This window comes from Achromobacter sp. HZ34, assembly GCF_002209485.1.
In the GTDB taxonomy this organism is placed as follows: Bacteria; Pseudomonadota; Gammaproteobacteria; order Burkholderiales; family Burkholderiaceae_B; genus Bordetella_C.
The window spans coordinates 698773-722464 of the sequence record NZ_NJIX01000003.1 but is presented as its reverse complement, the minus strand read 5'-3'; the positions used below and the strand labels follow the sequence as shown (position 1 = coordinate 722464).

Below are 23692 nucleotides of genomic sequence, written 5' to 3'. Positions count from 1 at the left end.
GGGCTTATTGCCGGGTGGCATTGGGCGGCAGGATGATGCCGGAGTCGTTGCCATTGGCGCCGGCTTCGCCGCCTTGTTGCTGGGCGAACTCGGCCAGGCGCTGTTCGTACAGGGCCTGGAAGTTCACTTCGGCCAGGTGCACGGGCGGCAGCGAGGTGCGCGTGATGGCGTCGGCGATGTTGGCGCGCAGGTAGGGATACAGCATGGTCGGGCAGACGATGCCCAACAGCGGATCCATCTGGTCTTCCGGAATGTTGGCCAATTCGAAGATACCGGCCTGCGTGGCTTCGACCAGGTACAGCACCTTTTCGTTGATGCGGGTGGTCACGGTGCAGGTGACGCTGGATTCAAATATGGTTTCCGCCAGACGCTGGCCGCCCACCTGGATGTCCACGGACACCTGGGGCGTGTCCTGTTCCAGGAACACGTGAGGCGCGTTGGGCATTTCCAGCGACAAGTCTTTCAGATAGACGCGTTGAAGATTGAACGACGGCTGGTTGGTTTGGTCCTGATCGGCCATGAAATTTCCTGGTGGAGGGGGTGAATGCTGCTTGCAGGGGCGGCGCGAGGGGCGCCGCCATGTAGTCGGTTCAGACCCGGGTTAAGACCCGGGTTCGGATCGGAGTTCGGATCATCGCAGTGACGTCCACGGCGCGGATCACGCTGCCAGCATGGGAACCAGCTGGCCGGCGCGATCGAGCGCATACAGGTCGTCGCAACCGCCCACATGGTCCTCGCCGATATAAATCTGCGGAACCGTGCGGCGGCCCGTGCGCTGCATCATGACGTCGCGCTGGGCGGGATCCTGATCGATGAAGATCTTTTCGATCGCTTCGACGCCGCGCTGCTTGAGCAGCATCTCGGCGCGGGAGCAGTACGGGCAATACCCAGTTGCATACATCACGACTTTCTTCATTTTGCTTCTCTAGGCTTACCGTGAGATGAAGGCGGCTGGCCTTTGCTCACGGAGGGGTTCAAGCAGGCTGAACGGGTTCAAGCGCGTTGAAGGGTCAGGCTCGTTGAAGGTTCAAGCGCGTTGATGGATCAGGCTCGTTGAGTCACCGGCAGGCCGGCATCGCTCCATGCCTTCATGCCGCCGTCCAGCGCCACGACGTCGGCAAAGCCGGCGGCGCGCAGGGCTGCCACGGCCTTGTTGGCATCGCGGCCGACCTGGCCGACGACGACCAGCGGCTTGTTCTTGGGCAGCGCCGAGGCTTTTTTCTCGATATCGCCAGCCGGCACGCTACGTGCCTGGGCGATGTGGCCGGCCTGGAACTGTTCGATCGTCCGGACGTCCACCCAGACGGCCTGGCGCTGGTTGATCATCTGGATGGCCTCGGCGGTGCTGACGCCCCCCGAACTTCCCTTGCGGGTGGACATCAAAAGCATGACGCCGGAAACCACCGCGACCGCGAGGATGAAGATGTTGTTCTGGCCCATCAAAAATTGCACGAAATCCACGGAAGGTCCTGAAATATCACGGTTTATCCGCGATTTTCGATCGCGGAACATGGCCCTGAGCCCCCGTTCGGCGCCCTGGCCGGGAAGGGATGTCAGCGGGGTACAAGCCGGCAATTATAAAATGAGCGCCAATCGCGGCTTTTTCAACCTCCGTTTCTAGTGATCCCACCATGCATAAACTCGTTCTGATGCGCCACGGCGAAAGCCAATGGAATCTTGAAAACCGTTTCACGGGCTGGACGGACGTGGACCTGACCGAAAAGGGTCGGGAAGAAGCCCGCGCCGCCGGTGAGCTGCTCAAGAAAGAGGGCTACGCCTTCGACGTCGCTTTCACGTCGGTTCTCAAGCGCGCCATCCGCACCCTGTGGATCGCGCTGGACGCCATGGATGCCATGTACACCCCCGTGGGCAATTCCTGGCGCCTGAACGAGCGCCACTACGGCGCCCTGCAGGGCCTGAACAAGGCCGAGACCGCCGCCAAGTTCGGCGACGAGCAGGTGCTGATCTGGCGCCGTGCCTACGCCATCGCCCCCGATCCCCTGGCCCAGGACGACGAGCGCCACCCGCGCTTCGACGGCCGCTACGCCAAGGTGCCGGCCGACCAGCTGCCGGCCACCGAATGCCTGCAGGACACCGTGGCGCGCGTGCTGCCGTTCTGGAACGAGTCCATCGCCCCGGCCATCAAGGCCGGCCGCCGCGTCCTGGTGGCCGCGCACGGCAACAGCCTGCGCGCCCTGATCAAGCATCTGGACAATGTCTCGGATGACGACATCGTCGGCGTGAACGTGCCCACCGGGCAACCGCTGGTCTATGAACTGGACGACGACCTGCGTCCCATCCGCCATTACTACCTGGGCGACCCCGCGGCGATCGAAGCCGCGATGGCCGCGGTGGCGGCGCAGGGCAAGGCGAAGAAGGCCTGATAGTGACGCGTCTGGCTGCATGCCTGGTTTGGTCGGCCGCCCTGGCGCTGCCGACCGTTGCGGCCTGGGCCGCGCCCGCGGACCTGGCCCAGCGCCAGACCGAGGCGCAGCGCCAGCAATCGGCGCTGCGCGATCGCATCCAGTCGCTGCAGAAGACTATCGAGCAGCGCGAATCGGACCGCCAGGATGCGGCCGACGCATTGCGCCAGTCCGAGACCGCCATCTCGCAGATCAACCGCCGCCTGGCGGAGCTGGGCGCACAAAGCCGCCAGGCGCAGGCCGATCTGGCCAGCCTGGAAAAGCAACTCGCCAGACAGCAGGAAGTGCTGGCGCAACGGCGCGCGGAACTGGCGCGCCAACTGCGCGCCCAGTACACCAGCGGCTTGTCGCCCTGGACCGCGCTGCTGTCCGGCGACGATCCGCAACAGCTGGGCCGTAACCTGGCCTATCTGGATTACGTCTCGCAGGCCCGTACCGAAACGGTGCAGGCCCTGCGCCAGGATCTCGACCGTCTGGCCCAGCTGCAGGGCCAGGCCGATGCGCGCCGGGCGGAGATAGAAAAGGTGGTCGCCGAGACGGCTGAGCAGAAAAGCGCCTTGGTGACCCAGCAGAAAGAACGTTCCACGGTGCTGGCGCGCATCGAAGGGCAGATCAACGCCCAGCGCGAGGAAGCCACCAAGCTGGGGCGTGACGACCAGCGCATGAGCCGCCTGATCGACGGCCTGCAGACCGCCATCGAGAAGCAGGCCGAGGAAGCGCGGCAGGCGGAAGAGGCCCGTCGCAAGGCCGAGGAAGCGCGCCGCCAGGCGGAAGCCGAGGCCGCGCGCAAGGCTGACGAAGCCCGCCGCAAGGCGCAGGAAGAGGCGCGCCACAAGGCCGAGGAGGCGCGGCGCCTGGCCGCGCAGGCCGAACGCACCGCGCAGCTGGCGCGCAAGGCGCAGGAGCAGAAGGACGCTGCCGAGGCCAGTGATCAGGCCAGAGATCAAGCCAAAAATCAGGCCAATGGTCAGGAAAGCGCGACCCAGGCGCCGAATCGGGGCAACACGGTCAGCGCCCAGGATCGGAATAACGCGCTCAAAGCCCGCATCCAGGCCGAAGCCGCCGCCCGCCGCGATGCGATGGCGGCCGCCCAGGCCGCGCGCCAGGCCGCCGAAGCCGAAACCGCCGCGAAGGATGCCGGCCGGCCGGTGGCGCGGGGAACACTCGACGGTTTACAAGCTGCTGAACCGGCACGCCAGGCGCCCGTCGCGGCACGGCCCCAACCGCCGGCCGGCCAAGGCCTGCGGCGCGGCTTGCCCATGCCGGTCGCCGGCGCCACCATCCAGGGGCGCTTCGGCGTCGGCCGCCCGGATGGCGGCACCTGGCGCGGTATCGTGCTGCGCGCGGCGGAAGGCGCGCCGGTGCATGCGGTGGCGCCCGGTGTCGTGGTTTACGCTAATTGGCTGCGTGGCTTCGGCAACCTGATCATCGTGGATCATGGTCAACAGTATTTAACCGTTTACGCTTATAACCAAAGCCTGCTCAAGCAGGTGGGTGACCACGTAACGGCTGGCGAGGCCCTCGCCACGGTGGGCGCCACGGGCGGCCAAGTGGAATCGGGCCTATACTTTGAAGTTCGTCACGGTGGCGCCCCAGTGGACCCAGCTCTTTGGCTGGCCCAATAGAAGCCTATCGGCAAAACCCAATTCAGGATGTGTGCATGGGCACTCGCAAGTATCGCAGTTTCGGTCTGGTATCGGTCGGTGTCGTTGCCGGTGTCCTGCTCAGCGCCGGGGTAACGGCCGTCGCACAACGCGGCAGCCCCCTGCCACTGGACGAATTGCGTGCGTTGACCAACGTCTTCGGCGCTATCAAGAACAACTATGTTGAACCGGTCGACGACAAGACCCTGATCAACAATGCCATCTCCGGCATGGTGTCGGGCCTCGATCCTCACTCCGCCTACCTGGATGCCGATGCCTATCGCGACATGCAGACGCAGACGCAAGGCGAGTTCGGCGGCCTGGGCATCGAAGTCGGCGCGGAAGACGGTTTCGTCAAGGTCATCTCGCCCATCGAAGACACCCCGGCCGCGCGTGCCGGCGTGCTGGCGGGCGACCTGATCACCAAGATCGACGACACGTCCACCAAGGGCATGGCGTTGAACGATGCCGTCAAGCTGATGCGCGGCGCGCCAAAGTCGCCGATCAAGCTGACCATCCTGCGCGCGAACCAGCCGCAGCCCATCGTGCTGACCATCGTGCGCGACGTCATCAAGGTGCGCAGCGTGCGCAGCAAGATGCTGGACGACGGCGTCGCCTATGTGCGCGTGGCCCAGTTCCAGGAAAAGACCGGTTCCGACCTGGCACGCCAGTTGGCCGAACTGGGCGCCAAGCAGCCGCCCAAGTATCTGGTGCTGGACCTGCGTAACGATCCGGGCGGCCTGCTGACCAGCGCTATCGGCGTGGCCGGCGCATTCCTGCCCAACGACGCGCTGGTGGTGTCCACCGACGGCCGTACGCCGGATGCGCGCCACAAGTACCTGGCGACCCCGTCCGAATACGCCCGCGGTGAAAGCAACTACCTGGCCGGCCTGCCCGCATGGGTGAAGACGGTGCCCATGGTGGTGCTGGTCAACGTCGGCTCGGCCTCGGCTTCGGAAATCGTCGCTGGCGCGCTGCAGGACCACAAGCGCGCCAAGGTCATGGGCAACCGCACGTTCGGCAAGGGTTCGGTGCAGGTGATCCTGCCGCTGACCGAAGACACGGCCATCAAGCTGACCACGTCGCGCTACTTCACGCCGAACAACCGCTCCATCCAGGCTACCGGCATCGAACCTGACTACGTGGTGGCCGACACCGCCGAAGGCGATCTGTTCCGCCTGCCGCGCGAAGCCGACCTGCAGCATCACCTGGACAACCCGCTCACGCCCAAGACCGAGTTCAAGTCGAACGCCGCTGACATCACGGGCGCCATGCCGGCCAAGATTTTCGAATTCGGCGGCAAGGACGACTTCCAGTTGAAGCAGGCCATCAACTCGCTGCAAGGCAAGCCGATCCAGAAGGCGACGCCGAAGACGGCATCCAGCCAGGACGCCAAAGACAACACCGCGGCCGCGGCCAAGGCCGGTGCGTCGGCGCCGACCGAGCGCATGACCATCACTCCGGATGGCGTGCAGCCGAGTCAGCAGAAACGCTAAGGTAGACGGCGCGGGGCAGCATCAGCGGGCTGTCCATGCCCCGCCGCCGAATCCGACGTTTCAGTGGGCTGAGCCAAGATGAACGACCAGCAGTTACTGCGTTACGCGCGCCATATCCTGCTCGACGAGCTGGGTATCGAAGGCCAGGAAGCTTTCCTGGGCGCGCGGGCGCTGGTGGTGGGCGCCGGCGGACTGGGTTCGCCGGCCGCCATGTACCTGGCCAGCGCCGGTGTCGGCCACATCGTGCTGGCGGACGACGACACCGTCGAACTGAGCAATCTGCAGCGGCAGCTGCTGCACACCACGGATCGCCTGGGGCAATCCAAGGTGGCTTCGGGACGCGCCACGCTGGCGGCCCTCAATCCTGACATCCATGTGCAGATCGTCGAACGCCGCCTGGTGGATGACGAGCTGGATGAACAGGTGGCCGCCGCCGATGTGGTGCTGGATTGCTCCGACAATTTCGCCACACGCCATCAGATCAACCGAGCCTGCGTGCGGCATCACAAGCCGCTGGTGTCGGGCGCCGCCATCCGCTTCGACGGGCAAGTGGGGGTTTTCGATCTGCGTGATGCCGCCGCGCCTTGCTACCACTGCCTGTTTCCAGAAGAGGCAGACGATGTCGAAGAGGCCAATTGCGCCACCATGGGCGTGTTCTCGCCCCTGGTCGGCATCATAGGCAGCATGCAGGCCGCCGAGGCGCTCAAGGTGCTGGCGGGGCTGGGAACCAGCTTGTCGGGACGCCTGTTGCACCTGGACGTTTTGACCATGCAGTGGCGCAGCATGAACGTGCCGCGCGATCACGAGTGCGCGGTGTGCGCGGCGCGCTGAGCGAACGTGGCGTGCGCGTCAGGGTGACGACTTTCCGCGGTGGCCAACCGCATAAAAAATCCAGAACCAGGCCGAGACCATGACCAAGAATATCGCTTCCCAACTCGTCGAGGCGCTTGGCGCCGACGTCGTCACCATCGATGCCGACGGCATCGCGCCGTGGCTGTCCGACTGGCGCGGCATCTATACGGGTCACGCCCAGGCCGTGGTGCGCCCGCGCACGGTCGAACAGGTGTCGCGCTGCCTGGCCTTGTGCCAGCACGTCGGCGTGCCGGTGGTGCCGCGCGGCGGCAACACCGGCCTGTGCGGCGGCGCCACGCCGGATGATTCAGCCGACAATGTCATTCTTTCGCTCGATCGCATGAACGCGGTGCGCTCGCTGGACACGGTGGCCAATACGCTGGTGGCCGAAGCGGGTTGCATCCTCGGCAATCTGCGCCGCGTGGCGCAGGAGGCGGGGCGCCTGTTGCCGCTCAGCCTGGCGGCGGAAGATTCCTGCCAGATCGGCGGCAACCTGGCCACCAATGCCGGCGGCGTCAACGTGGTGCGTTATGGCATGACGCGCGAACTGGTGCTGGGCGTGGAAGCCGTGCTGCCCAATGGCGAGGTCTTTCATGGCCTGCGGCCCTTGCGCAAGGACAATACCGGCTATGACCTCAAGCAATTGCTGATCGGATCCGAAGGCACGTTGGGCGTGATCACCGCGGCGTCGCTGCGCCTGCTGCCGCGCGCGGACGTGCGTTCGGTGGTGCTGGCGGCGGTGTCGTCTTCACAGCAGGCACTGCAGCTGTTCGAACTGTTGTACGGCCAGTGCGGGGCGCGCCTGCAGGCCTTCGAATTCTTCACCGGCGATTGCGTCGACCTGGTGCTGACGCACGCCGCAGGGGTGCAGGAGCCGTTCGCGCAGCGCTATCCGGCCTATGTGCTGGTGGAGCTGGCGGACAGCGTGGACGAGAACGGCTTGAACGCCATGCTGGAATCCGTCATGGGCCAGGCGCTGGAGAAGGAATTGTGCCTGGACGCGGTGGTGTCGGCGTCCTTGAGCCAGCTGCAGGCCTTGTGGAAGCTGCGCGAGGAAATCTCCGAAGCGCAGCGCGCCGATGGCCCGCACCTGAAGCACGATATCTCGCTGCCCATCGAGGACATTCCCGCCTTCATGGCGTCCTGCGAGAAGCGCCTGCAGGCTGTCGATGCCGGGGTGCGGCCCTTCATCTTCGGCCATTTCGGCGATGGCAACCTGCACTACAACATCTCACGTCCCGCCGGCGCGCCGCGTACGTGGGCGGCCGAACAGGGCGAAGCCATCACCGCCGAGGTGATGGATGAAGTCATGCGCTACAACGGCAGCATCAGCGCCGAACACGGCATCGGCCAGCTCAAGCGCGAGTACTTTCACCGCTACAAGCATCCCCTGGAACTGCGCCTGATGCAGGACATCAAGAAGCTGCTCGATCCAGCGGGGATCATGAATCCCGGCAAGCTACTGTAGGCCTTGCGTGCTCAAGGCTCGATCGGCGGCAGTTCGCTTTCGATCAGCGCCAGGGCCGCGCGCAGGGTCTGCGCGTAGCGGGCTTTTTCCGCGGCGATGGTTTCCGGCGTCCACTTGAAGAAGCCTTCGCCGGTCTTCATGCCCAGCTTGCCCGCGGCGACGCGCTCGGTAAGCACGGGGAAGGGGCCGTCGGCCTTGGACAAGGACGGATAGGTCGTGGTGGTGGCGGCGCAATGCACTTCCAGCCCCGCGTGATCGCGCTGCAGGATGGGTCCGGCGGCCAGGAAGCGGAAGCCGAAGCCGAAACGCACGGCCGCATCGACGTCCTCGGCGCTGGCCACGCCGTCCTGTACCAGCGCGAACGCTTCGCGCGTCAAGGCATGCTGCAGGCGGTTGCCGAGAAAGCCCGGCACGTCCTTGCGCACCAGTACCGGCACCATGCCGCAACGGCGCATGAAGGCATACAAGGCATCGCCCGTGGCAGGATCGCTATCAACGGACAACACCACCTCGACCAGCGGCACCAGATGCGCCGGCATGAAGAAGTGCAGGCCCAGCATGCGGTGGCGCGTTTGCAGGCTTGCGCCGATCTGGCTGATGGGGAAGCTGGAGCTATTGCTGGCCAGGACGGCCGCGGCCGGCGCCAGGCGCACGAGGTCGGCGAACAGCGTCTGCTTCAGCGGCAGCGATTCCGGTATGCACTCGATCACCAGGTTGACATCGGCCCACGCGACATCCTCCAGCGCCGTCGCCACCGTCACGCCGGCCGCATACCGTTCCAGTCCGCGTTGCTGCAGATTGGCCCGCACGCTGTCGCGTATGACGTCGTGGCGCGTGGCGTCACGTTCGACCACCGTCACACGGCACGCCGCGCGCGCCAGTACCACGGCGACATCCGCGCCCATGGTGCCGCCGCCCACGACGACGGCATGGCAGGCGGAAGGGGCGGGCAGGATGGCAGGGTTCATGGTGTCTCCGGAGCTATGGTTTTAAGGGATCGAAAATCGGCCAGATGGCGATTCGCCGCCAGATAGGCATCGCGCGACGGCTGCAGATGCGCGCGGCACAGGGCCACCAGGTCGTCGCGGCGCCCATCGCGCAGGGCTTCGATAATGGCCCAGTGTTCATGGCGCGCCCGCCGGCGGTATTCGGAAGTCACCAGCGTGCCGAAGCGGATGGGATGCGTCTGCCGCGCATATTCCTGGATGGCGCGCACCAGCACGGTATTGCCGCACATGCCGAAGAGGGCCTGGTGGAAGCGCAGATTATTCCGGAACACCTGGCGCGGATCCTCGGCGTCGACCGCGGCATCGTGTCCGCGCTGGATGTCGATCAGCGCCTGCAAGGCCGCGGGCTCGGCCGGGCAGGGCACCAGCCGTGCCGCTTGCGTCTCCAGCAACTCGCGCATCTCATACAGTTCGACCACTTCGCGGGGGGCGAAGGAGCGCACTTCGGAACCGATGTTCTTGCGCCGCTCCGCCAGGCCCAGCCGCGCCAGCTCCACCAGCAGCTCGCGCACCGCATGGCGCTTCAGGTCGAAGCGCTGCATCAGGTCGTCTTCGATGAGCCGTTCGCGCGGATGCAGGCGGCCCAGCACGATGTCTTCCTCCAGCGCCTGCACGGCCCGCTCCAGCGCCGTCTGAGTGGCGGCGGGCGCGGGATCGGGCATATCGGCAAGACGGGACATAAGCTATCGGTTACGGCGGGCGGGAGTCCAGCGGGGCTGGTTTGGACAGGCTGTCTTGTCCAGGGTAATCAGCGTGAGCCGGGGATTTTCCCGCGAATCTCGGCGGCACGCAAAAAGTCGAAGTCCACGCCCTGGTCAGCCTGGGTCACCGACTGCAGGAACAGCTTGCGATAGCCGCGCGCCGCCGACGGGGTTTCCTGCGGTTGCGCGGCGGCGCGACGCGCCAGTTCGGCATCGTCCACCAGCAGGGTGATTTCGCGATTGGCCACGCTAAGGCGGATGCGGTCGCCGGTCTGCACATAGGCCAGCGGACCGCCGATGGCGGACTCGGGCGTGACATGCAGCACGATGGTGCCGGCCGCCGTGCCGCTCATGCGGCCATCGGAAATGCGCACCATGTCCTTGACGCCGGCGCGGGCCAGCTTGCGCGGGATGGGCATGTAGCCGGCTTCAGGCATGCCCGGCGCGCCCTTCGGGCCTATCATCTTGAGCACCAGGATGTCTTCGGCCGTCACGTCCAGATCCGGATCGTCGACGCGCTGCGCCAGGTCCTCGGCATTCTCGAACACCACCGCGCGGCCTTCGTGCTCCATCAGCGCCGGCGCGGCGGCCGACTGCTTGATGATGGCGCCGCCGGGCGCCAGGTTGCCCTTGAGCACCGCGATGCCGCCCTGCGGATAGATGGGCTGGGTGAAGGGGCGGATGACGTCCTGCGTGAACGGCGCCGGCGCGGCATCCAGTTCCTCGCCCAGCGTGCGGCCGGTCACCGTCATGGCGTCCAGATGCAGCAGGGGCCGCAACTCGCGCAGCAAGGCCTGCATGCCGCCGGCCTTGTGGAAATCTTCCATGTAATGCTGGCCGGACGGCTTGAGGTCCACCAGCACGGGCGTCTCGCGGCTGAGCGCATCCACGCGCGGCAGGTCCACTTCGAAGCCCATGCGGCCGGCGATGGCGGTCAGGTGGATGATGCCGTTGGTCGAACCGCCGATGGCCAGCAGCACGCGCAAGGCGTTCTCGAAAGCCTTGGCCGTCATGATGCGGTCGGGCGTCAGCTTGCTGCGCGCCAGCTGCACGGCGGTGGTGCCGGTCACTTCCGCCACGCGTACACGGTCGGCCGTCACCGCGGGTGCCGAAGCACCGCCGGGCACCATCATGCCCAGGGCTTCGGTGATGCAGGCCATGGTGCTGGCGGTACCCATCACGGAGCAGGTGCCCACGCTGCCGACCAGCCGGTTGTTGACGTCGACGATCTCTTCGCCGTCGATTTCCTCGGCGCGGTACTTGCCCCAATAGCGGCGGCAATCGGTGCAGGCGCCGACGCGCTCGCCGCGATGCGAGCTGGTCAGCATCGAACCGGTCACCAGCTCGATGGCGGGCACGTTGGCCGAGGCCGCGCCCATCAACTGCGCCGGCACCGTCTTGTCACAGCCACCGATCATCACCACCGCGTCCATGGGCTGCGCCAGGATGGCTTCCTCGGTGTCCATGGACATCAGGTTGCGCAGATACATGCTGGTGGGGGCGGAAAAGCTCTCGTGCACGGAGATCGTGGGAAAGTCCATCGGCAGGCCGCCCGCCATCAGCACGCCGCGCTTGACCGCCTCGATCAGCTGCGGGGCGTTGCCATGACAGGGGTTGTAGGCGCTGCCGGTGTTGACGATGCCGATGACCGGACGGTCCAGCGCATGGTCGGTATAGCCGGCGCCCTTGATGAAAGCCTTGCGCAGGAACAGGGAAAAGCCTTCGTCGCCATAGCTGGTCAGGCCCTTGCGCATGCCCTTGGGATCGGTTTTGTCGCTCATCGTCCGTCTCGAAGAATTATCGATAATAATGTTGACGATAGTATCACCATCTTTCTATCATGGTCGTTCAAAAAAAGGCGGGCCCACCACGAGGCGCGCAACAACGGAGACAAGACCATGCGATTCAACCGCGGGCAGTTCCTGCGCGTCCCTCTCGTGAAGGGCACCTCGGCGCCAACCATGCCGGTGCCCCGCCGCGCCGTGCTGGCCGGCGCCCTGGCGCTCACCGGTGTCCTGGCTGCCGCCGGGCCTCTGGCGGCGCAGGCGGCCGGCTATCCAGACCATCCCATCCGCCTGATCGTGCCCTATCCGCCAGGAGGTGCCACCGACGTCATCGGCCGTGTCGCCGCCCAGGCGCTGGGCCAGGAGCTGAACCAGTCGGTGGTGGTGGAGAACCGCGCGGGCGCCACCGGCAATATCGGCGCGGCGGCCGTGGCGGCCGCCGCGCCCGATGGGTATACGTTGCTGATGGGCGCGCTGACCAGCCATTCCATCAACGCCGCGCTGTATGGCAGCAAGGTGCCCTACGATCTGCAGAAGAGTTTCGCGCCGGTGTCGATGCTGGGGCGGGTGCCGCTGGTCTTCGTGGTCAATCCCCAGGTGCCGGCCAAGAACCTGCAGGAACTCATCGCCCTGGCCAAGTCCAAGCCGGGGCAGCTGACCTTCGCGTCATCGGGAAATGGTTCGCCGCAGCATCTGGCCGGTGAGCTGTTCAAGGTGGCGGCCGGGGTGGATATGCTGCATGTGCCTTATCGCGGCAGCGGCCCGGCCATGACCGACCTGGTGGGCGGCCAGGTGCTGACCATGATCGAAACCGCGCCCGCCGCCCAGCCGCAGATCAAGGCCGGCAACCTGCGTCCGCTGGCGGCCGCGTCGGCCCAGCGCATTCCCACGCTGCCCGACCTGCCCACCGCGTCGGAGGCCGGCCTGCAAGGCTTCGAGGTCAGTTCCATGTTCGGCATCCTGGCGCCGGCCGGCACGCCGCCGGCCGTGGTCGACAAGCTCAACGGGGCGTTGAAGAAGGTCTTGTCCAGCGACTCGGTCAAGGCTCAGATGCTGGAGCAGGGCGTCATCGCCGAATACGCCACGCCGCAGGGCACGGCGCAGGAGATCAAGGCCGAGATCGACAAGTGGACCATGGTGATCCAGAAGGCGAATATCAAAGGGGAGTAGGTTTCTGGTCTGGCGGTTCGCGCCGTGGCAGGCGCGGCCCATGCACACGCCATGGGCCGAGGCCCGCTTACGCGCCGGCCGCGCCCAGGGCCAGCCGCAACTGCTCTTCCAGATGCACCGTCGGCGGCACGCGCCAGCCGCTTTGGGCGTAGCGCAGCCAGCGGCCCAGCACGAAGTGGGTCAGCAGGCTGGCATGGGCCGTGATGTCGGCATCCGCCGGCAGGCTGCCGTCCTCGACGGCGATGCGCAAGGCCTGCTTGATGGACGCTTCGATACGGTCGTTGATGTGGTTGATGCGTTCCTGCAGGCGATTGTCCTCGGTGACGAGGGCGTCGCCTGTCAGCACGCGCGTCATGCCTTTGTTCTTTTCCGAGAAAGTCAGCAGCATGCCGATCATCCCGCGCGCCTGCTGCACGCCGCGCGGTTCGGCCGCGTTGATCTGGTTGACCAGGGTGAAGATGGTCGTCTCGATGAATTCGATCAGGCCCTCGAACATCTGGGCCTTGCTTGCGAAATGCCGATACAGCGCCGCTTCCGAAACCTGCATGCGGCCGGCCAGCGCGGCGGTGGTGATGCGCGCGGCGTGCGGTTGTTCCAGCATCTCGGCCAGCGTCTCCAGTATCTGCGTTTTTTTCTCGCCGGGTCTGCTTGCCATGGCTGTCGCCGCGTCGGACGCGGATTATTCAAAAGTGGGTGGATGAGCCGCGCGCTGCCGGCGTCCCTGCCGCGCAGCGCGGCGGGGGCCAGGCGGCGTCTAGCGCAGGGGCCGCCGGCTAAGCAGCAACTCGCTGACCGAGTTTACCCGCAAGTCCACATAGGCCGGCCGCTGGCGCAAACCACTGGCGAACGGGGTGCCGGGATGGAACACATGCACGGTGCGCAAGCCGGCGCGGCGGGCGCCCCGCAGATTGGCCAGCGTGTCTTCCACCAGCACGGTATTGCGCGGTGCCGCGCCTTCGCGCGCCAGCACATGGCGCAGCAGCGCGGGCGAGGGCTTGGGGCGGAAACCGCCGTGCCAGCGCATGTGCTCGATCGACCACAGGCTTTCGAACTGGCGCAGCACGCCCATATGCCGCAGCACCGCGCGGGCGTAGTGAAAGGGCGCGTTGGTCAGCAGCACCTTGCGCCCCGGCAGGCGGCGCAGCTTGGCCGCCAGGCCGCTTTCCGAACGGATCAGCGGCCGCACATCGAAGTCGTGGCTCGTCCGCAGGAATTCATCGGCATCGACGCCGTGATGCTTCACCAGCCCGATGACCGTGGCGCCGTAGCGTTGCCAGTATTCGCGGCGCAGCGAGTTGGCGGTGGCCGTGTCCACGCCCAGCGCCTGCTCCACCGCGCGCGTCATCCCCGCATCGATGAGCGGGAAGATGGCGTGCGAAGTGTTGTGCAGCGTGTTGTCGAGATCGAACAGCCACAGGCGCTGGCTGACGCCCGTACCGATACGGCGCGAGCGGCGCAGGCGCGCCGCCGGCCGCAGCAGATGGCGTGTCGCCAGCATCAGCGCGACGTGATCATGGTGCCCACGCCCTGGTCGGTCAGCAGTTCCAGCAACAGGCAGTGCGGCACGCGGCCGTCGACGATGTGCACCGAATGCACGCCGCTGCGCGCCGCGTCCAGCGACGAGGAAATCTTCGGCAGCATGCCGCCGGAGATGGTGCCGTCGGCGAACAGTTCGTCGATGGCGCGCGCCGACAGGCTGCGCAGCAGCTTGCCGTTCTTGTCCAGCACGCCCGGCGTGTTGGTCATCATCAGCAGCTTTTCCGCGTTCAGCACTTCAGCCATCTTGCCGGCGACCACGTCGGCGTTGATGTTGTAGGCGGTGCCGTCCTGGCCGTAGCCGATGGGCGAGATGACCGGAATGAACTGGTCGTCCTGCAGCGCCTTGACCACCGCCGGATCGACCTGGGTGATGTCGCCGACGAAGCCGATGTCGAGCGGCTCCGCGGGATTGTCCTTGTTGTCCATCAGCTTCTTGCGGGCGCGGATCAGGCCGCCATCCTTGCCGGTCAGGCCCACGGCCTTGCCGCCGACCTCGTTGATCATCATGACGATGTCCTGCTGCACCTGGCCACCCAGCACCCACTCGACCACTTCCATGGTCTCGGCGTCGGTGACGCGCATGCCTTGCACGAAGGTGCCTTGCTTGCCGATGCGGCGCAGCGCATCGTCGATCTGCGGGCCGCCGCCGTGCACGACCACGGGGTTCAGGCCCACCAGCTTGAGCAGGACGACATCGTGAGCGAAGCTGCGCTGCAGGCGCTCTTCGGTCATGGCGTTGCCGCCGTACTTCACCACGATGGTCTTGCCGTGGAATCGTCGGATATAAGGCAGGGCCTCGGACAAAACACTGGCCTTGACGGCGGGCGACAAGGAGGCGGCAGGATCTTGGATGTCGGTCATGACGGTGCGTTACCCCGGGAAAAAAGGGAGATGAAAAAAAGCCTGCAAGGTCGGCAGGCCGTTTCCGCCGGCGGGCGACCAGACGCCGACCGACGAAGCACGGGAGCAATTGTAGTACCCATGGGGGGACAGGGCCTATCCCTGTGAAAATCGCCCTGGATCGGGGGCGGTTGCGGGGGGTGCGACCAAGGCTTGGCGTGCCCGCCCCTGGGGCCTGTTCGCCCGGAAGAATCCTTACTTCCGCGCGTTATGTGAATATGGGATACAAATAAGTCTGCTTCATGTAGATTCATTTTCCTGGCCGTGCGTCGTACCTGGCGGGCATGAAGTCCCGGGTGCCATTGCTACGGCCCTGCATCTTCGACGTGCCCGGCATTACACCTAGGAGGAAACAACCCATGTTCAAGACATCCCTGCGTGCCTTCGCCGCCCTGGCCGGCGCGCTGTTGCTGGCCGGCACCGCACCGGCGGCGGAAAAACTGGTGATCGCGGCGACCCAGGTCCCGCACGCCGAAATCCTGGAGTTGGTCAAACCGACCCTGGCGCGCGAGGGGGTGGACCTGGACATCAAGGTGTTCAGCGATTACGTCCAGCCCAATCTGCAGACGGTCGACAAGCAGGTCGACGCCAATTTCTTCCAGCACAAGCCTTATCTGGACGCCTTCAACAAGGACCGCGGGGCGCATCTGGTGGCCGTGGCCGCCGTGCACGTCGAGCCGTTCGGGGCGTATTCGCACAAGATCAAGAAGCTGGCGGACCTGAAGGACGGTGCTACCGTGGCCATTCCGAACGATCCTTCGAACAGCGGCCGCGCGCTGTTGCTGCTGGCCAAGCAGGGCCTGATCACCTTGAAGGATCCATCCAATATCCAGGCCACGGCCCTGGATGTGGCCAACAATCCCAAGCATCTGAAGTTCCGCGAACTGGAGGCGGCCATGCTGCCGCGTTCGCTGGACGACGTCGATCTGGCCTTGATCAACACTAACTACGCCCTGGAGGCGAAGCTGGTGCCGACGCGTGATGCCTTGTTCATCGAAGGCGCGGACTCCCCCTACGCCAACCTGATCGTGGCGCGCGAGGACAACAAGAACTCGCCCGCGCTGACCAAGCTGGTGCAGGCGCTGCACACGCCCGAGGTGAAGAAATTCATCCAGGACAAATACAAAGGCGCCGTCGTCCCGGCGTTTTGATGCCGTGCCCGTAGGGGCATCCGCTGCGATATCCATCAAGCAACAAGCAACAAGGAAAAGCCCGGCATGCCGGGCTTTTCGCGATTTGCGGCAGGGGTTGGCCGATACGTCGTTGCGGAATGCGGGCCGGGCTGGCCCGGTGCCCGCTCAGCGCTTCGGCGCGGGCAGCATCCGGCGCAGCGCTTCGAAGAACAGGGTCGATTGCAGCCGTTCGCCGGCGGCCTGGTCCGCCACGAATTGCGCCATCTCGGGGGCTACCGGCTCCAGGGGCAGGCCGGTGGAACGAGCCAGCACCTCGGCCTCGCAGGCGCGTTCGACGAAGTACAGGTCCTCGTAGGCGTAGTCGACCCGTTCGCCGCAGACCACCACCCCGTGATTGCCCAGGAAGGCGATGTCCGCGCCGTTCATGGCGTGCGCGATGCGCTCGCCTTCGGCCGGGCTCAACGCCAGGCCGTTGTATTTGCCGTCCGTGGCCACCCGGCCGTGAAAGCGCATGGCCGACTGCGACAGCGTGGTATCCAGCATGCGGCGCGACGTCAGCGTCAACGCCGTTGCGTAGGGCATATGGGTGTGCAGCACACAGGCCTTGCCGGCGATGCGGTGCACGGCCGCGTGGATGAACATGGCGGTGGTCTCGACCTCGTGGCGGCCGGCCAGGCGCTTGCCTTCGCCGTCCACCATGACGACGTCGTCGGCGTCGATTTCGCTCCAATGCAGTCCGCGCGGATTGATCAGGAAGCGGTCGGTACCGTCCGGGATCAACACGCTGAAGTGGTTGCACACCCCTTCATCCAGGCCGTGATGCGCGGCGGCACGCAAAGCCAGCGCCAGGTCGGCGCGCAGGGCCAGGGTCTCCAGCGGATGAGCGACGATATCGCGAGACAGGGTATCCATGAGGGTGTGGACCAGAGCGAAGAAAGCGGCCAGGCCGCGTAGCCGCCCATTTAACATCGAATCGCCGCCCGCTGCACAGGCGTCCCGGTCCGGGCCGGCCCCGGCGTCCGATGGGGCCCGCAGCGCCGCAACAGCCGAATGAAAGCCGAACGACACTATAATAACTTCCGTTATTAGTTCCTCGCCGCACCTCCATGTCGTCTTCCTTCGAACCTTTCGAACAAGCCATGCGCGACCTGGCGCAGCGTCTGGCCTCCCGCCAGCAATTGCGCGAGTCGGTGCTCAGCCGCCTGGTCCTGCACGTTGCCACGCGCATGGCCGATTCCATGGACGAGCCGCTGAAGTCGCATGGCCTGAACACCACCTTGTGGACATCGCTGGTGGTGATCTACGCAGCCGAGGGCCACAGGCTCAAGCCGTCGGAACTGAGCGTCTTCATGAATTCCTCCCGCACCAACAGCACGCGGGTGGCCAAGGAGCTGGAACGGCAGGGCTTCGTCGAGCGCATCGGCAGCGAACTGGACCGGCGCCAGGTGTTCCTGCAGCTGACCCCGCGAGCCCTGGAGTTCGTGAAGGAAAACATGCCGCGCCGGCGCACGCAGTTGAAGGAAATGTTCGAAGGCTTCGAGCCGCAAGAGGTCGATGAACTGGAACGCCTGCTGCGCAAGCTGCTGACGCGCTTCAGTTGATGTGAATGCGGCAGGTGGGTCGGCGCGCCATGCCGGCCCGCCTCCCGCCAACGCGGTTTCGATGCCCTTTTTTTTATCCATGTAGTAACGGCAGTTATTAGTTTCACGACCGATCCTTCGATGAATACCGACCTGAAAGCCCCCGCCGTCCCGCATCGCCTGATGATCACGGTGTCCATCATGCTGGCCACCATCATGCAGACCCTGGACAGCACCATCGCCAACGTGGCGCTGCCGCACATGGCGGGCGGGCTGTCGGCGTCGCAGGACCAGATCACCTGGGTGCTGACCTCGTACATCGTGTCGGCGGCCATCGCCACGCCGGTGACCGGCTGGCTCAATGGCCGCTACGGCCGCAAGAAGGTGTTCCTGGTGTCCATCGCCGGCTTCACCATCATGTCGCTGGCCTGCGGCGCGGCGGGCAACCTGCTGGAGATCGTCCTGGCCCGTCTGCTGCAGGGCGCTTTCGGCGCCGCGCTGGTGCCGCTGTCGCAGGCCGTGATGCTGGACATCAACGAGCCCAAGGATCACGGCCGCGCGATGGCGGTCTGGGGCATGGGCGTGATGCTGGGCCCCATCCTGGGGCCCACCCTGGGCGGCTGGCTCACCGACAACATGAACTGGCGCTGGGTCTTCCTGATCAATCTGCCGGTGGGCATCCTGTCGTTCTACGGCGTCTACCGCTTCATCCATGAAGACGGCGCGCACGACACTCCCAGGCGTTTCGACGTGTTCGGTTTCGCCACGCTGGCCCTGTCCATCGGCCTGCTGCAGCTGCTGCTGGACCGGGGCGAGCAGGTCGACTGGTTCGACGCCATCGAGATCCGCGTCTATGCCATCGCGGCCATCATCGCGTTCACGTTCTTCCTGCTGCATACCGCCACGTCCGGGCGCGACTCCTTCTTCAAGGTGGACCTGCTGCGCGACCGCAACTTCGCCATGGGCCTGGCCTTCTACTTCCTGGTGGGGCTGCTGCTGTATGCGACGCGCGCCTTGCTGCCGCCCATGCTGCAGACCGTCCTTGGCTATCCGGTGGTGACCACCGGCCTGGTCACCGCGCCCAGCGGTGCCGGCACCATGGTCTCCATGCTGTTCGCCGGCCGCATGGTGGGCCGGGTGGATGGCCGGCTGATCATCGCGCTGGGCTTCGGCCTGACGGCGCTGTCGCTGTGGCAGATGGCCGGCTACAGCCCCCAGGTCACCGAATGGGAGATCGTCATTCCCGGCTTCATCCAGGGGCTGGGCCTGGGCTTCATCTCCGTGCCGCTGACCACCATGACGTTCTCCACCCTGGACCGCGGCCTGCGTTCGGACGGCACCGCCATCTACAGCCTGTCGCGCAATATCGGCAGCAGCATCGGCATCTCGGTCATGCAGAGCCTGTTCGTCCGTAACTCCTCCACCATGCATGCGTCCCTGGCGACGCTGATCTCCGCCGAGACCCTGATGCAGCATCCGGATGCCCTGTCGCAGGTCTTCGACGTGCATGCTCAGGCCGGCCTGGCGGCGCTCAATGCCATGGTCGACAACCAGGCGGCTTTCATCGCCTATCTGGATGACTTCCGGTTCATGCTGTGGCTGACGCTGGCGGCCATCCCCTGTCTGATCTTCATGCGGGTCAACAAGAAAGCCGCGCCGCCTTCCGCCGAGGAAATGCACGTCGCGGCGGAGTAAGGGCGGCGACCAGGCGCCGGGGCCGACCTGGGCCTGGCCCACGCGTCCGGCCTGCGCTGCCGTGCCACGGGCAGGTTGCGATTCGGTCATATTTTTGCCACGGCTGCGTCATACGATAAGGGCGCCTTCGCCTTACCCTTTGGAGCCCGACGTGTCCCCCATCGATCCCGAACAGCTGCGCCGCCTGCACCGCGACCTGGCCGACCATTACGACGAAGAACTGGAACTCGAACTGGAGGACCGTACCTTCGAGGAACTGGAAGGCCGTTCCCCCGAGGACGAGGAAGAGCGCGCGTTTCGCCGCCTCTATTTCCGTGAACTGCTGCGCCTGCAGGGCGAGCTGGTGAAGCTGCAGAATTGGGTGGTCTCCACCGGGCACAAAGTGGTCATCGTCTTCGAAGGCCGCGATGCCGCCGGCAAGGGTGGCGTGATCAAGCGCATCACCCAGCGCCTGAACCCGCGCGTCTGTCGCGTCGCCGCGCTGCCGGCGCCCAACGATCGCGAGCGCACGCAGTGGTATTTCCAGCGTTACGTGTCGCACCTGCCGGCCGCCGGCGAAATGGTGCTGTTCGACCGCAGCTGGTACAACCGCGCTGGAGTCGAACGCGTGATGGGTTTCTGCAATGACGAGCAGTACGAAGAGTTCTTCCGTACCGTGCCCGAGTTTGAAAAGATGCTGGTTCGTTCCGGCATCCAGGTGATCAAGTACTGGTTCTCCATCACCGATGACGAACAGGAAATCCGCTTCCTGGGCCGCATCCACGATCCGCTCAAGCAATGGAAGCTGAGCCCCATGGACCTGGAATCACGCCGCCGCTGGGAAGACTACACGCGCGCCAAGGAAGTCATGCTGGAGCGCACCCACATTCCCGAAGCGCCGTGGTGGGTGGTGCAGGCTGTCGACAAGAAGCGCGCCCGCCTGAACTGCATCGACCATCTGCTGCACCAGATGCCTTATGTCGAAACGGAGTTGCCGACGGTGGTGCTGCCGCAGCGCGAGCGCCACGAAGACTACGCGCGCCATCCCGTGCCGGACAGCATGGTGGTGCCGGAGAAGTATTGAGGGCGCGCCTCAGGCGGTCGCTTTCAAGAAAGCCAGAAACCGTCGTTCATCCGCGTTGAGGCCACGCGGGCTGGCGGGCGCGGGGCCGTTCACCTTGAGTTCGCCAGCCAGATAGGTTTGCAGCACGCGCGGGTGGATGTAGCGCTCGCGGCACACGGACGGTGTGTTGCCCAGCCGGCGTGCCACTTCCTTGACCACTTCCACGACGGTGCGCTTGGCCTGCGTCTCGCTTTCCCATGCGCGCTGGCGCAGCAGGGCCAGCGCCAGCACGGAGCCGGCCCAGGTGCGATAGTGCTTGGCGGTGAAGTCGGCGCGGCCGGCATCGCGCAGGTAATCGTTGACGCTGCCTGAATCCACACCCCGGGGCGAGCCGTCTTCGCCCAGATAGCGGAACAGCTCCTGGCCGGAGATCTCCATGCAGCGCTTGACCACGGCGGCGATGCGGCGGTCGGTCACGGTGACGTCGTGGTCGACGCCGCTCTTGCCGCGAAAGCGCAGGCGGATGCGGCCGCCCGCCACCGTGATGTGGCGCCGCTTCAGCGTCGTCAGGCCGTAAGAGCCGTTGGCGCGCGCATAGGCGGGCGTGCCGATGCGCACCAGGGTGGTCTCCAGCAGGCGTACCACCACCGCCACCAGCTTTTCCTGGGTCAGGCCCGCGCCCGCCATGTCGCGTTCCACCTGGCGGCGTATGCGCGGCAGGGCGGCGGCGAATTCGGACAGTTGCTCATACTTGGTGTTGCCGCGCAGTTCGTGCCAGGCATCGTGATAACGGTATTGCTTGCGGCCACGCGCGTCGCGTCCGGTGGCCTGGATGTGGCCGTTGATCTTGGGACAGATCCACACGTCGACGTAAGCCGGCGGGATCGCCAGCGCGTTGATGCGCTTGATCGCCTCCGGGTCGCGGATGCGGCTGCCGTCGGCGGCGAAGTACTGGAAGTGTTCGCGCACGAGACGGCGCGTGACGCCCGGTTTGCTGTCGTCGACATAGATCAGGCCGGCGGCCTTGCATTCCATGTCGGGCGTGCAGACGACACTGTTGGCCACCACGGCCGGCGGCGCATCGGCGAGACTCTTGAGTTCCGTCTTGCTGATCCTCGCCTTCCCTGCGGCCTTCGCCGGCGGCCTGGCCTGGACGCCGCGATCCGGATCGGGCGCCGGGGCGGTGCGGGTAGCGCGGGTACGGGTAGCACGAGGCTGACTGACGGCTTGCAACATAGTGGCGGCTCCAGCAAGAGGGCCTGCACTATGCAAATCGCGTGCCCGTGCCCGCTAGCTATCCGTGTGCGGCACATCCTTGGGCGGTTTCTGGTGCGGCGCGTCACCGTTGTGCGGTGCTGAACTGCTGGCGCGCTGCTGTGCCGGACCGGACGTCGCTTTCATCAGGTTGTAGCCCGTGTTGACTATGCCGATATGCGAAAAGCCCTGCGGGAAATTGCCGATCAGGCGCTTGCTGACGGGTTCGTATTCCTCCGCCAGCAACCCCAGGTCATTGCGCAAGCCCAGCAGCCGGTTGTACAAGGCGCGCGCGTCATCCATACGTCCCTGCATGACATAGACGTCGGCCAGCCAGAAGCTGCACGCCAGGAACACGCCTTCGCCATCGGGCAGGCCGTCGTCGGTCTGGGTGGAGTCATAGCGATAGACCAGGCCGTCGTCGCGCAACAGGCGTTGTTCGATGGCCTTGACGGTGCCCGTGACGCGCGGATCGTCGATGGGCAGGAAGCCCACCTGCGGGATCATCAGCAGGCTGGCATCCAGCGCCTTGCTGCCATAGGACTGGACGAAGCTGTTGAGCTTGGGATCGAAGCCATGCTCGCAGATGTCCGCGTGGACCTTGTCGCGCAATGCCACCAGTTCTTCCTTGGAGCCTTGCAGGTCCAGGTTGAAGCGTTCGATCGACTTGATGGCGCGGTCGAACGCCACCCAGCACATCACGCGCGAATGCGTGAAGGCCCGGCGCGGGCCGCGCACTTCCCAGATGCCGTGATCGCGGGTGTTCCAGTGTTTCTTCAGCGGCTGCAGCAATACCCGCTGCAGGCGCCATGCATGTTCCAGGGGCGCCAGCTCGGCTTCGCGCGCGGCGTGCAGCGCCTCGATGACTTCGCCATAGATATCCATCTGGATCTGCGTGGACGCCGCATTGCCGATGCGCACCGGCTTGCTGTTCTCGTAGCCGGGCAACCAGGGCAGTTCGAATTCCGGCAGTTGCCGTTCGCCCGAGACGCCATACATGATCTGCAGTTGGTCAGGCAGGCCGGAGGTGGCCCGCATCAGCCAATGGCGCCAGGCTTCCGCCTCGTCGCGGTAGCCACCGTTGAGCAGGGCATACAGGATCATGGCCGAGTCGCGCAACCAGCAATAGCGATAGTCCCAGTTGCGCTCGCCGCCCAGCCGTTCCGGCAGCGACGTGGTGGGCGCCGCCACCATGCCGCCGGTGGGACGGAAGGTCAGCAGCTTCAGCGTGATCATCGAGCGCACGATGGCGTCGTGCCAGATGGGGTGATGTTCCGCGTCACCCCGGCAACGCTTGGACCATTCGCGCCACCAGCCTATGGTGCGGTCCAGGCTCTCGCCGCGGTCGGGCACGAAGTGCGGTGATTTGTGCGAGGGATGGTAGGACAGCGTGAAAGCCGGCGTCTCGCCTTTATGTACGGTGAAGCGCGAGGTGGTCTTCATGTCCTCGCCCTTCATCGGCACCTGGGTGTGGATCTCCACCGCGTCCGGCCCGGCCACCGCGCTAAGGCCGTAATCGCGCCGACGCACCCAGGGCACCGCCTGCCCATAGTTGAAGCGCAGGATCAGTTCCATGTCCATCTCGACATGGCCTTCGTCACCGCGTATCAGGCGCACCACGTCCACTCGATGTTCGTCGTCCGACAGCGGCATGAAGTCGAAGACCGTGACCTTGCCGGTGGCGGTCTCGTGGCAAGTCTCCAGCACCGCCGTCCCGGGCACGTAGCGCCGCGTCGTACGGCATTCCGCGGCGCGGGGCCGTAGCTGCCAGCGGCCGTTCGATTCATTGCCCAGCAGGGCGGCGAAGCAGGCCGGGGAATTGAAGTGGGGCAGGCACAGCCAGTCGATCGAGCCATCGCGCGCGACCAGCGCCGCCGACAGCATATTGCCGATCAGGCCGTAGTCTTCCAGCGGCTTGGAACGAGAACTCGAAGTTTGACGGGTCATAGGCGAATCAGACTATCACGGAGGTGAAATCCTTCTCATCCATGGGTGCAACGCGGCG

The 23692-nt window shown here is 65.7% G+C and carries 22 protein-coding genes; 10 read left to right on the top strand and 12 right to left on the bottom strand.

The features are described 5' to 3' along the window. Window positions 1-4: 4 nt before the first annotated feature. From secB to CEY05_RS15310, 3 genes are all read right to left on the bottom strand, one after another. Window positions 5-520: a protein-export chaperone SecB gene (secB, locus tag CEY05_RS15320; RefSeq protein WP_088599145.1), complete on the bottom strand. Its 516-nt coding sequence runs from the start codon at window positions 518-520 to the stop codon at window positions 5-7. A 138-nt stretch (window positions 521-658) separates the two neighbouring features. After that, a complete protein-coding gene (gene grxC, locus CEY05_RS15315) occupies window positions 659-916 on the bottom strand; it encodes a glutaredoxin 3 (RefSeq protein WP_088599144.1) in 258 nt (85 codons plus the stop codon). A gap of 128 nt (window positions 917-1044) precedes the next feature. Further along, window positions 1045-1461, bottom strand: coding sequence for a rhodanese-like domain-containing protein (locus CEY05_RS15310; RefSeq protein WP_088599143.1), 417 nt, complete (start codon window positions 1459-1461; stop codon window positions 1045-1047). A 170-nt stretch (window positions 1462-1631) separates the two neighbouring features. Between CEY05_RS15310 and gpmA the strand changes: the two genes are divergently transcribed. From gpmA to CEY05_RS15285, 5 genes are all read left to right on the top strand, one after another. Further along, entirely contained in the window at window positions 1632-2384 is a 753-nt protein-coding gene (gene gpmA / locus CEY05_RS15305; protein ID WP_088599142.1) for a 2,3-diphosphoglycerate-dependent phosphoglycerate mutase, read from the top strand. 2 nt (window positions 2385-2386) lie between these two features. Then, window positions 2387-4048, top strand: coding sequence for a murein hydrolase activator EnvC (locus CEY05_RS15300; protein WP_088599141.1), 1662 nt, complete (start codon window positions 2387-2389; stop codon window positions 4046-4048). Between the two features lie 35 nt (window positions 4049-4083). Next, the gene (locus CEY05_RS15295; protein ID WP_088599140.1) at window positions 4084-5562 is read left to right on the top strand and encodes a S41 family peptidase; all 1479 of its coding nucleotides are present in this window, start codon (window positions 4084-4086) and stop codon (window positions 5560-5562) included. Window positions 5563-5640: 78 nt separating this feature from the next. Next, entirely contained in the window at window positions 5641-6393 is a 753-nt protein-coding gene (locus CEY05_RS15290; protein WP_088599139.1) for a molybdopterin-synthase adenylyltransferase MoeB, read from the top strand. A gap of 79 nt (window positions 6394-6472) precedes the next feature. Further along, complete coding sequence (locus tag CEY05_RS15285) at window positions 6473-7882, top strand: FAD-binding oxidoreductase (RefSeq protein ID WP_088599138.1); 1410 nt, start codon at window positions 6473-6475, stop codon at window positions 7880-7882. A gap of 11 nt (window positions 7883-7893) precedes the next feature. Here CEY05_RS15285 and CEY05_RS15280 read toward each other — a convergent pair whose 3' ends face one another. The 3 genes from CEY05_RS15280 to CEY05_RS15270 all read right to left on the bottom strand — a co-directional run bounded on the left by CEY05_RS15280 (window position 7894) and on the right by CEY05_RS15270 (window position 11371). Further along, entirely contained in the window at window positions 7894-8850 is a 957-nt protein-coding gene (locus tag CEY05_RS15280; protein WP_088599137.1) for a 3-hydroxyacyl-CoA dehydrogenase family protein, read from the bottom strand. Continuing rightward, on the bottom strand, window positions 8847-9569 hold the full coding sequence (locus tag CEY05_RS15275) for a GntR family transcriptional regulator (protein ID WP_088599136.1): 723 nt from the start codon (window positions 9567-9569) through the stop codon (window positions 8847-8849). Before CEY05_RS15275 ends, CEY05_RS15280 begins: the two co-directional genes overlap by 4 nt. Before the next feature lie 68 nt (window positions 9570-9637). Continuing rightward, window positions 9638-11371 carry an IlvD/Edd family dehydratase gene (locus tag CEY05_RS15270; RefSeq protein ID WP_088599135.1) on the bottom strand — a complete coding sequence of 578 codons (1734 nt, stop codon included), beginning with the start codon at window positions 11369-11371 and terminating at the stop codon, window positions 9638-9640. A gap of 180 nt (window positions 11372-11551) precedes the next feature. Here CEY05_RS15270 and CEY05_RS15265 point away from each other — a divergent pair, with 180 nt between their 5' ends. Beyond that, window positions 11552-12544 carry a tripartite tricarboxylate transporter substrate binding protein gene (locus tag CEY05_RS15265; protein WP_088599262.1) on the top strand — a complete coding sequence of 331 codons (993 nt, stop codon included), beginning with the start codon at window positions 11552-11554 and terminating at the stop codon, window positions 12542-12544. 67 nt (window positions 12545-12611) lie between these two features. Here the strand turns inward: CEY05_RS15265 and slmA are convergent, their stop codons facing one another. The 3 genes from slmA to argB form a co-directional block, all read right to left on the bottom strand. After that, complete coding sequence (slmA, locus tag CEY05_RS15260; protein ID WP_088599134.1) at window positions 12612-13199, bottom strand: nucleoid occlusion factor SlmA; 588 nt, start codon at window positions 13197-13199, stop codon at window positions 12612-12614. A 99-nt stretch (window positions 13200-13298) separates the two neighbouring features. Further along, entirely contained in the window at window positions 13299-14042 is a 744-nt protein-coding gene (locus tag CEY05_RS15255) for a pyrimidine 5'-nucleotidase (protein ID WP_088599133.1), read from the bottom strand. Beyond that, window positions 14042-14944: an acetylglutamate kinase gene (argB, locus tag CEY05_RS15250; protein ID WP_088599132.1), complete on the bottom strand. Its 903-nt coding sequence runs from the start codon at window positions 14942-14944 to the stop codon at window positions 14042-14044. Before argB ends, CEY05_RS15255 begins: the two co-directional genes overlap by 1 nt. Window positions 14945-15342: 398 nt before the next feature. Here argB and CEY05_RS15245 point away from each other — a divergent pair, with 398 nt between their 5' ends. Further along, on the top strand, window positions 15343-16134 hold the full coding sequence (locus CEY05_RS15245; protein ID WP_088599131.1) for a MetQ/NlpA family ABC transporter substrate-binding protein: 792 nt from the start codon (window positions 15343-15345) through the stop codon (window positions 16132-16134). Between the two features lie 147 nt (window positions 16135-16281). On the opposite strand, the gene CEY05_RS15240 is transcribed toward CEY05_RS15245, so the two are convergent. Beyond that, window positions 16282-17028 carry an aldolase gene (locus CEY05_RS15240; RefSeq protein WP_088599261.1) on the bottom strand — a complete coding sequence of 249 codons (747 nt, stop codon included), beginning with the start codon at window positions 17026-17028 and terminating at the stop codon, window positions 16282-16284. Window positions 17029-17222: 194 nt separating this feature from the next. Here CEY05_RS15240 and CEY05_RS15235 point away from each other — a divergent pair, with 194 nt between their 5' ends. The 3 genes from CEY05_RS15235 (at window position 17223) to ppk2 (ending at window position 20454) form a co-directional block, all read left to right on the top strand. Then, window positions 17223-17717 carry a MarR family transcriptional regulator gene (locus CEY05_RS15235; RefSeq protein ID WP_088599130.1) on the top strand — a complete coding sequence of 165 codons (495 nt, stop codon included), beginning with the start codon at window positions 17223-17225 and terminating at the stop codon, window positions 17715-17717. Window positions 17718-17837: 120 nt separating this feature from the next. Then, window positions 17838-19391, top strand: a complete 1554-nt coding sequence (locus CEY05_RS15230; RefSeq protein ID WP_088599129.1) for an MDR family MFS transporter — start codon at window positions 17838-17840, stop codon at window positions 19389-19391. Between the two features lie 160 nt (window positions 19392-19551). Continuing rightward, complete coding sequence (gene ppk2, locus CEY05_RS15225; RefSeq protein WP_088599260.1) at window positions 19552-20454, top strand: polyphosphate kinase 2; 903 nt, start codon at window positions 19552-19554, stop codon at window positions 20452-20454. A gap of 9 nt (window positions 20455-20463) precedes the next feature. Here ppk2 and CEY05_RS15220 read toward each other — a convergent pair whose 3' ends face one another. Next, entirely contained in the window at window positions 20464-21468 is a 1005-nt protein-coding gene (locus CEY05_RS15220) for a DNA topoisomerase IB (protein WP_088599259.1), read from the bottom strand. A gap of 255 nt (window positions 21469-21723) precedes the next feature. Beyond that, window positions 21724-23634 (bottom strand): glycoside hydrolase family 15 protein, encoded by a 1911-nt coding sequence (locus CEY05_RS15215; RefSeq protein WP_088599128.1) that lies wholly within the window; start codon window positions 23632-23634, stop codon window positions 21724-21726. Window positions 23635-23692: the final 58 nt, after the last annotated feature.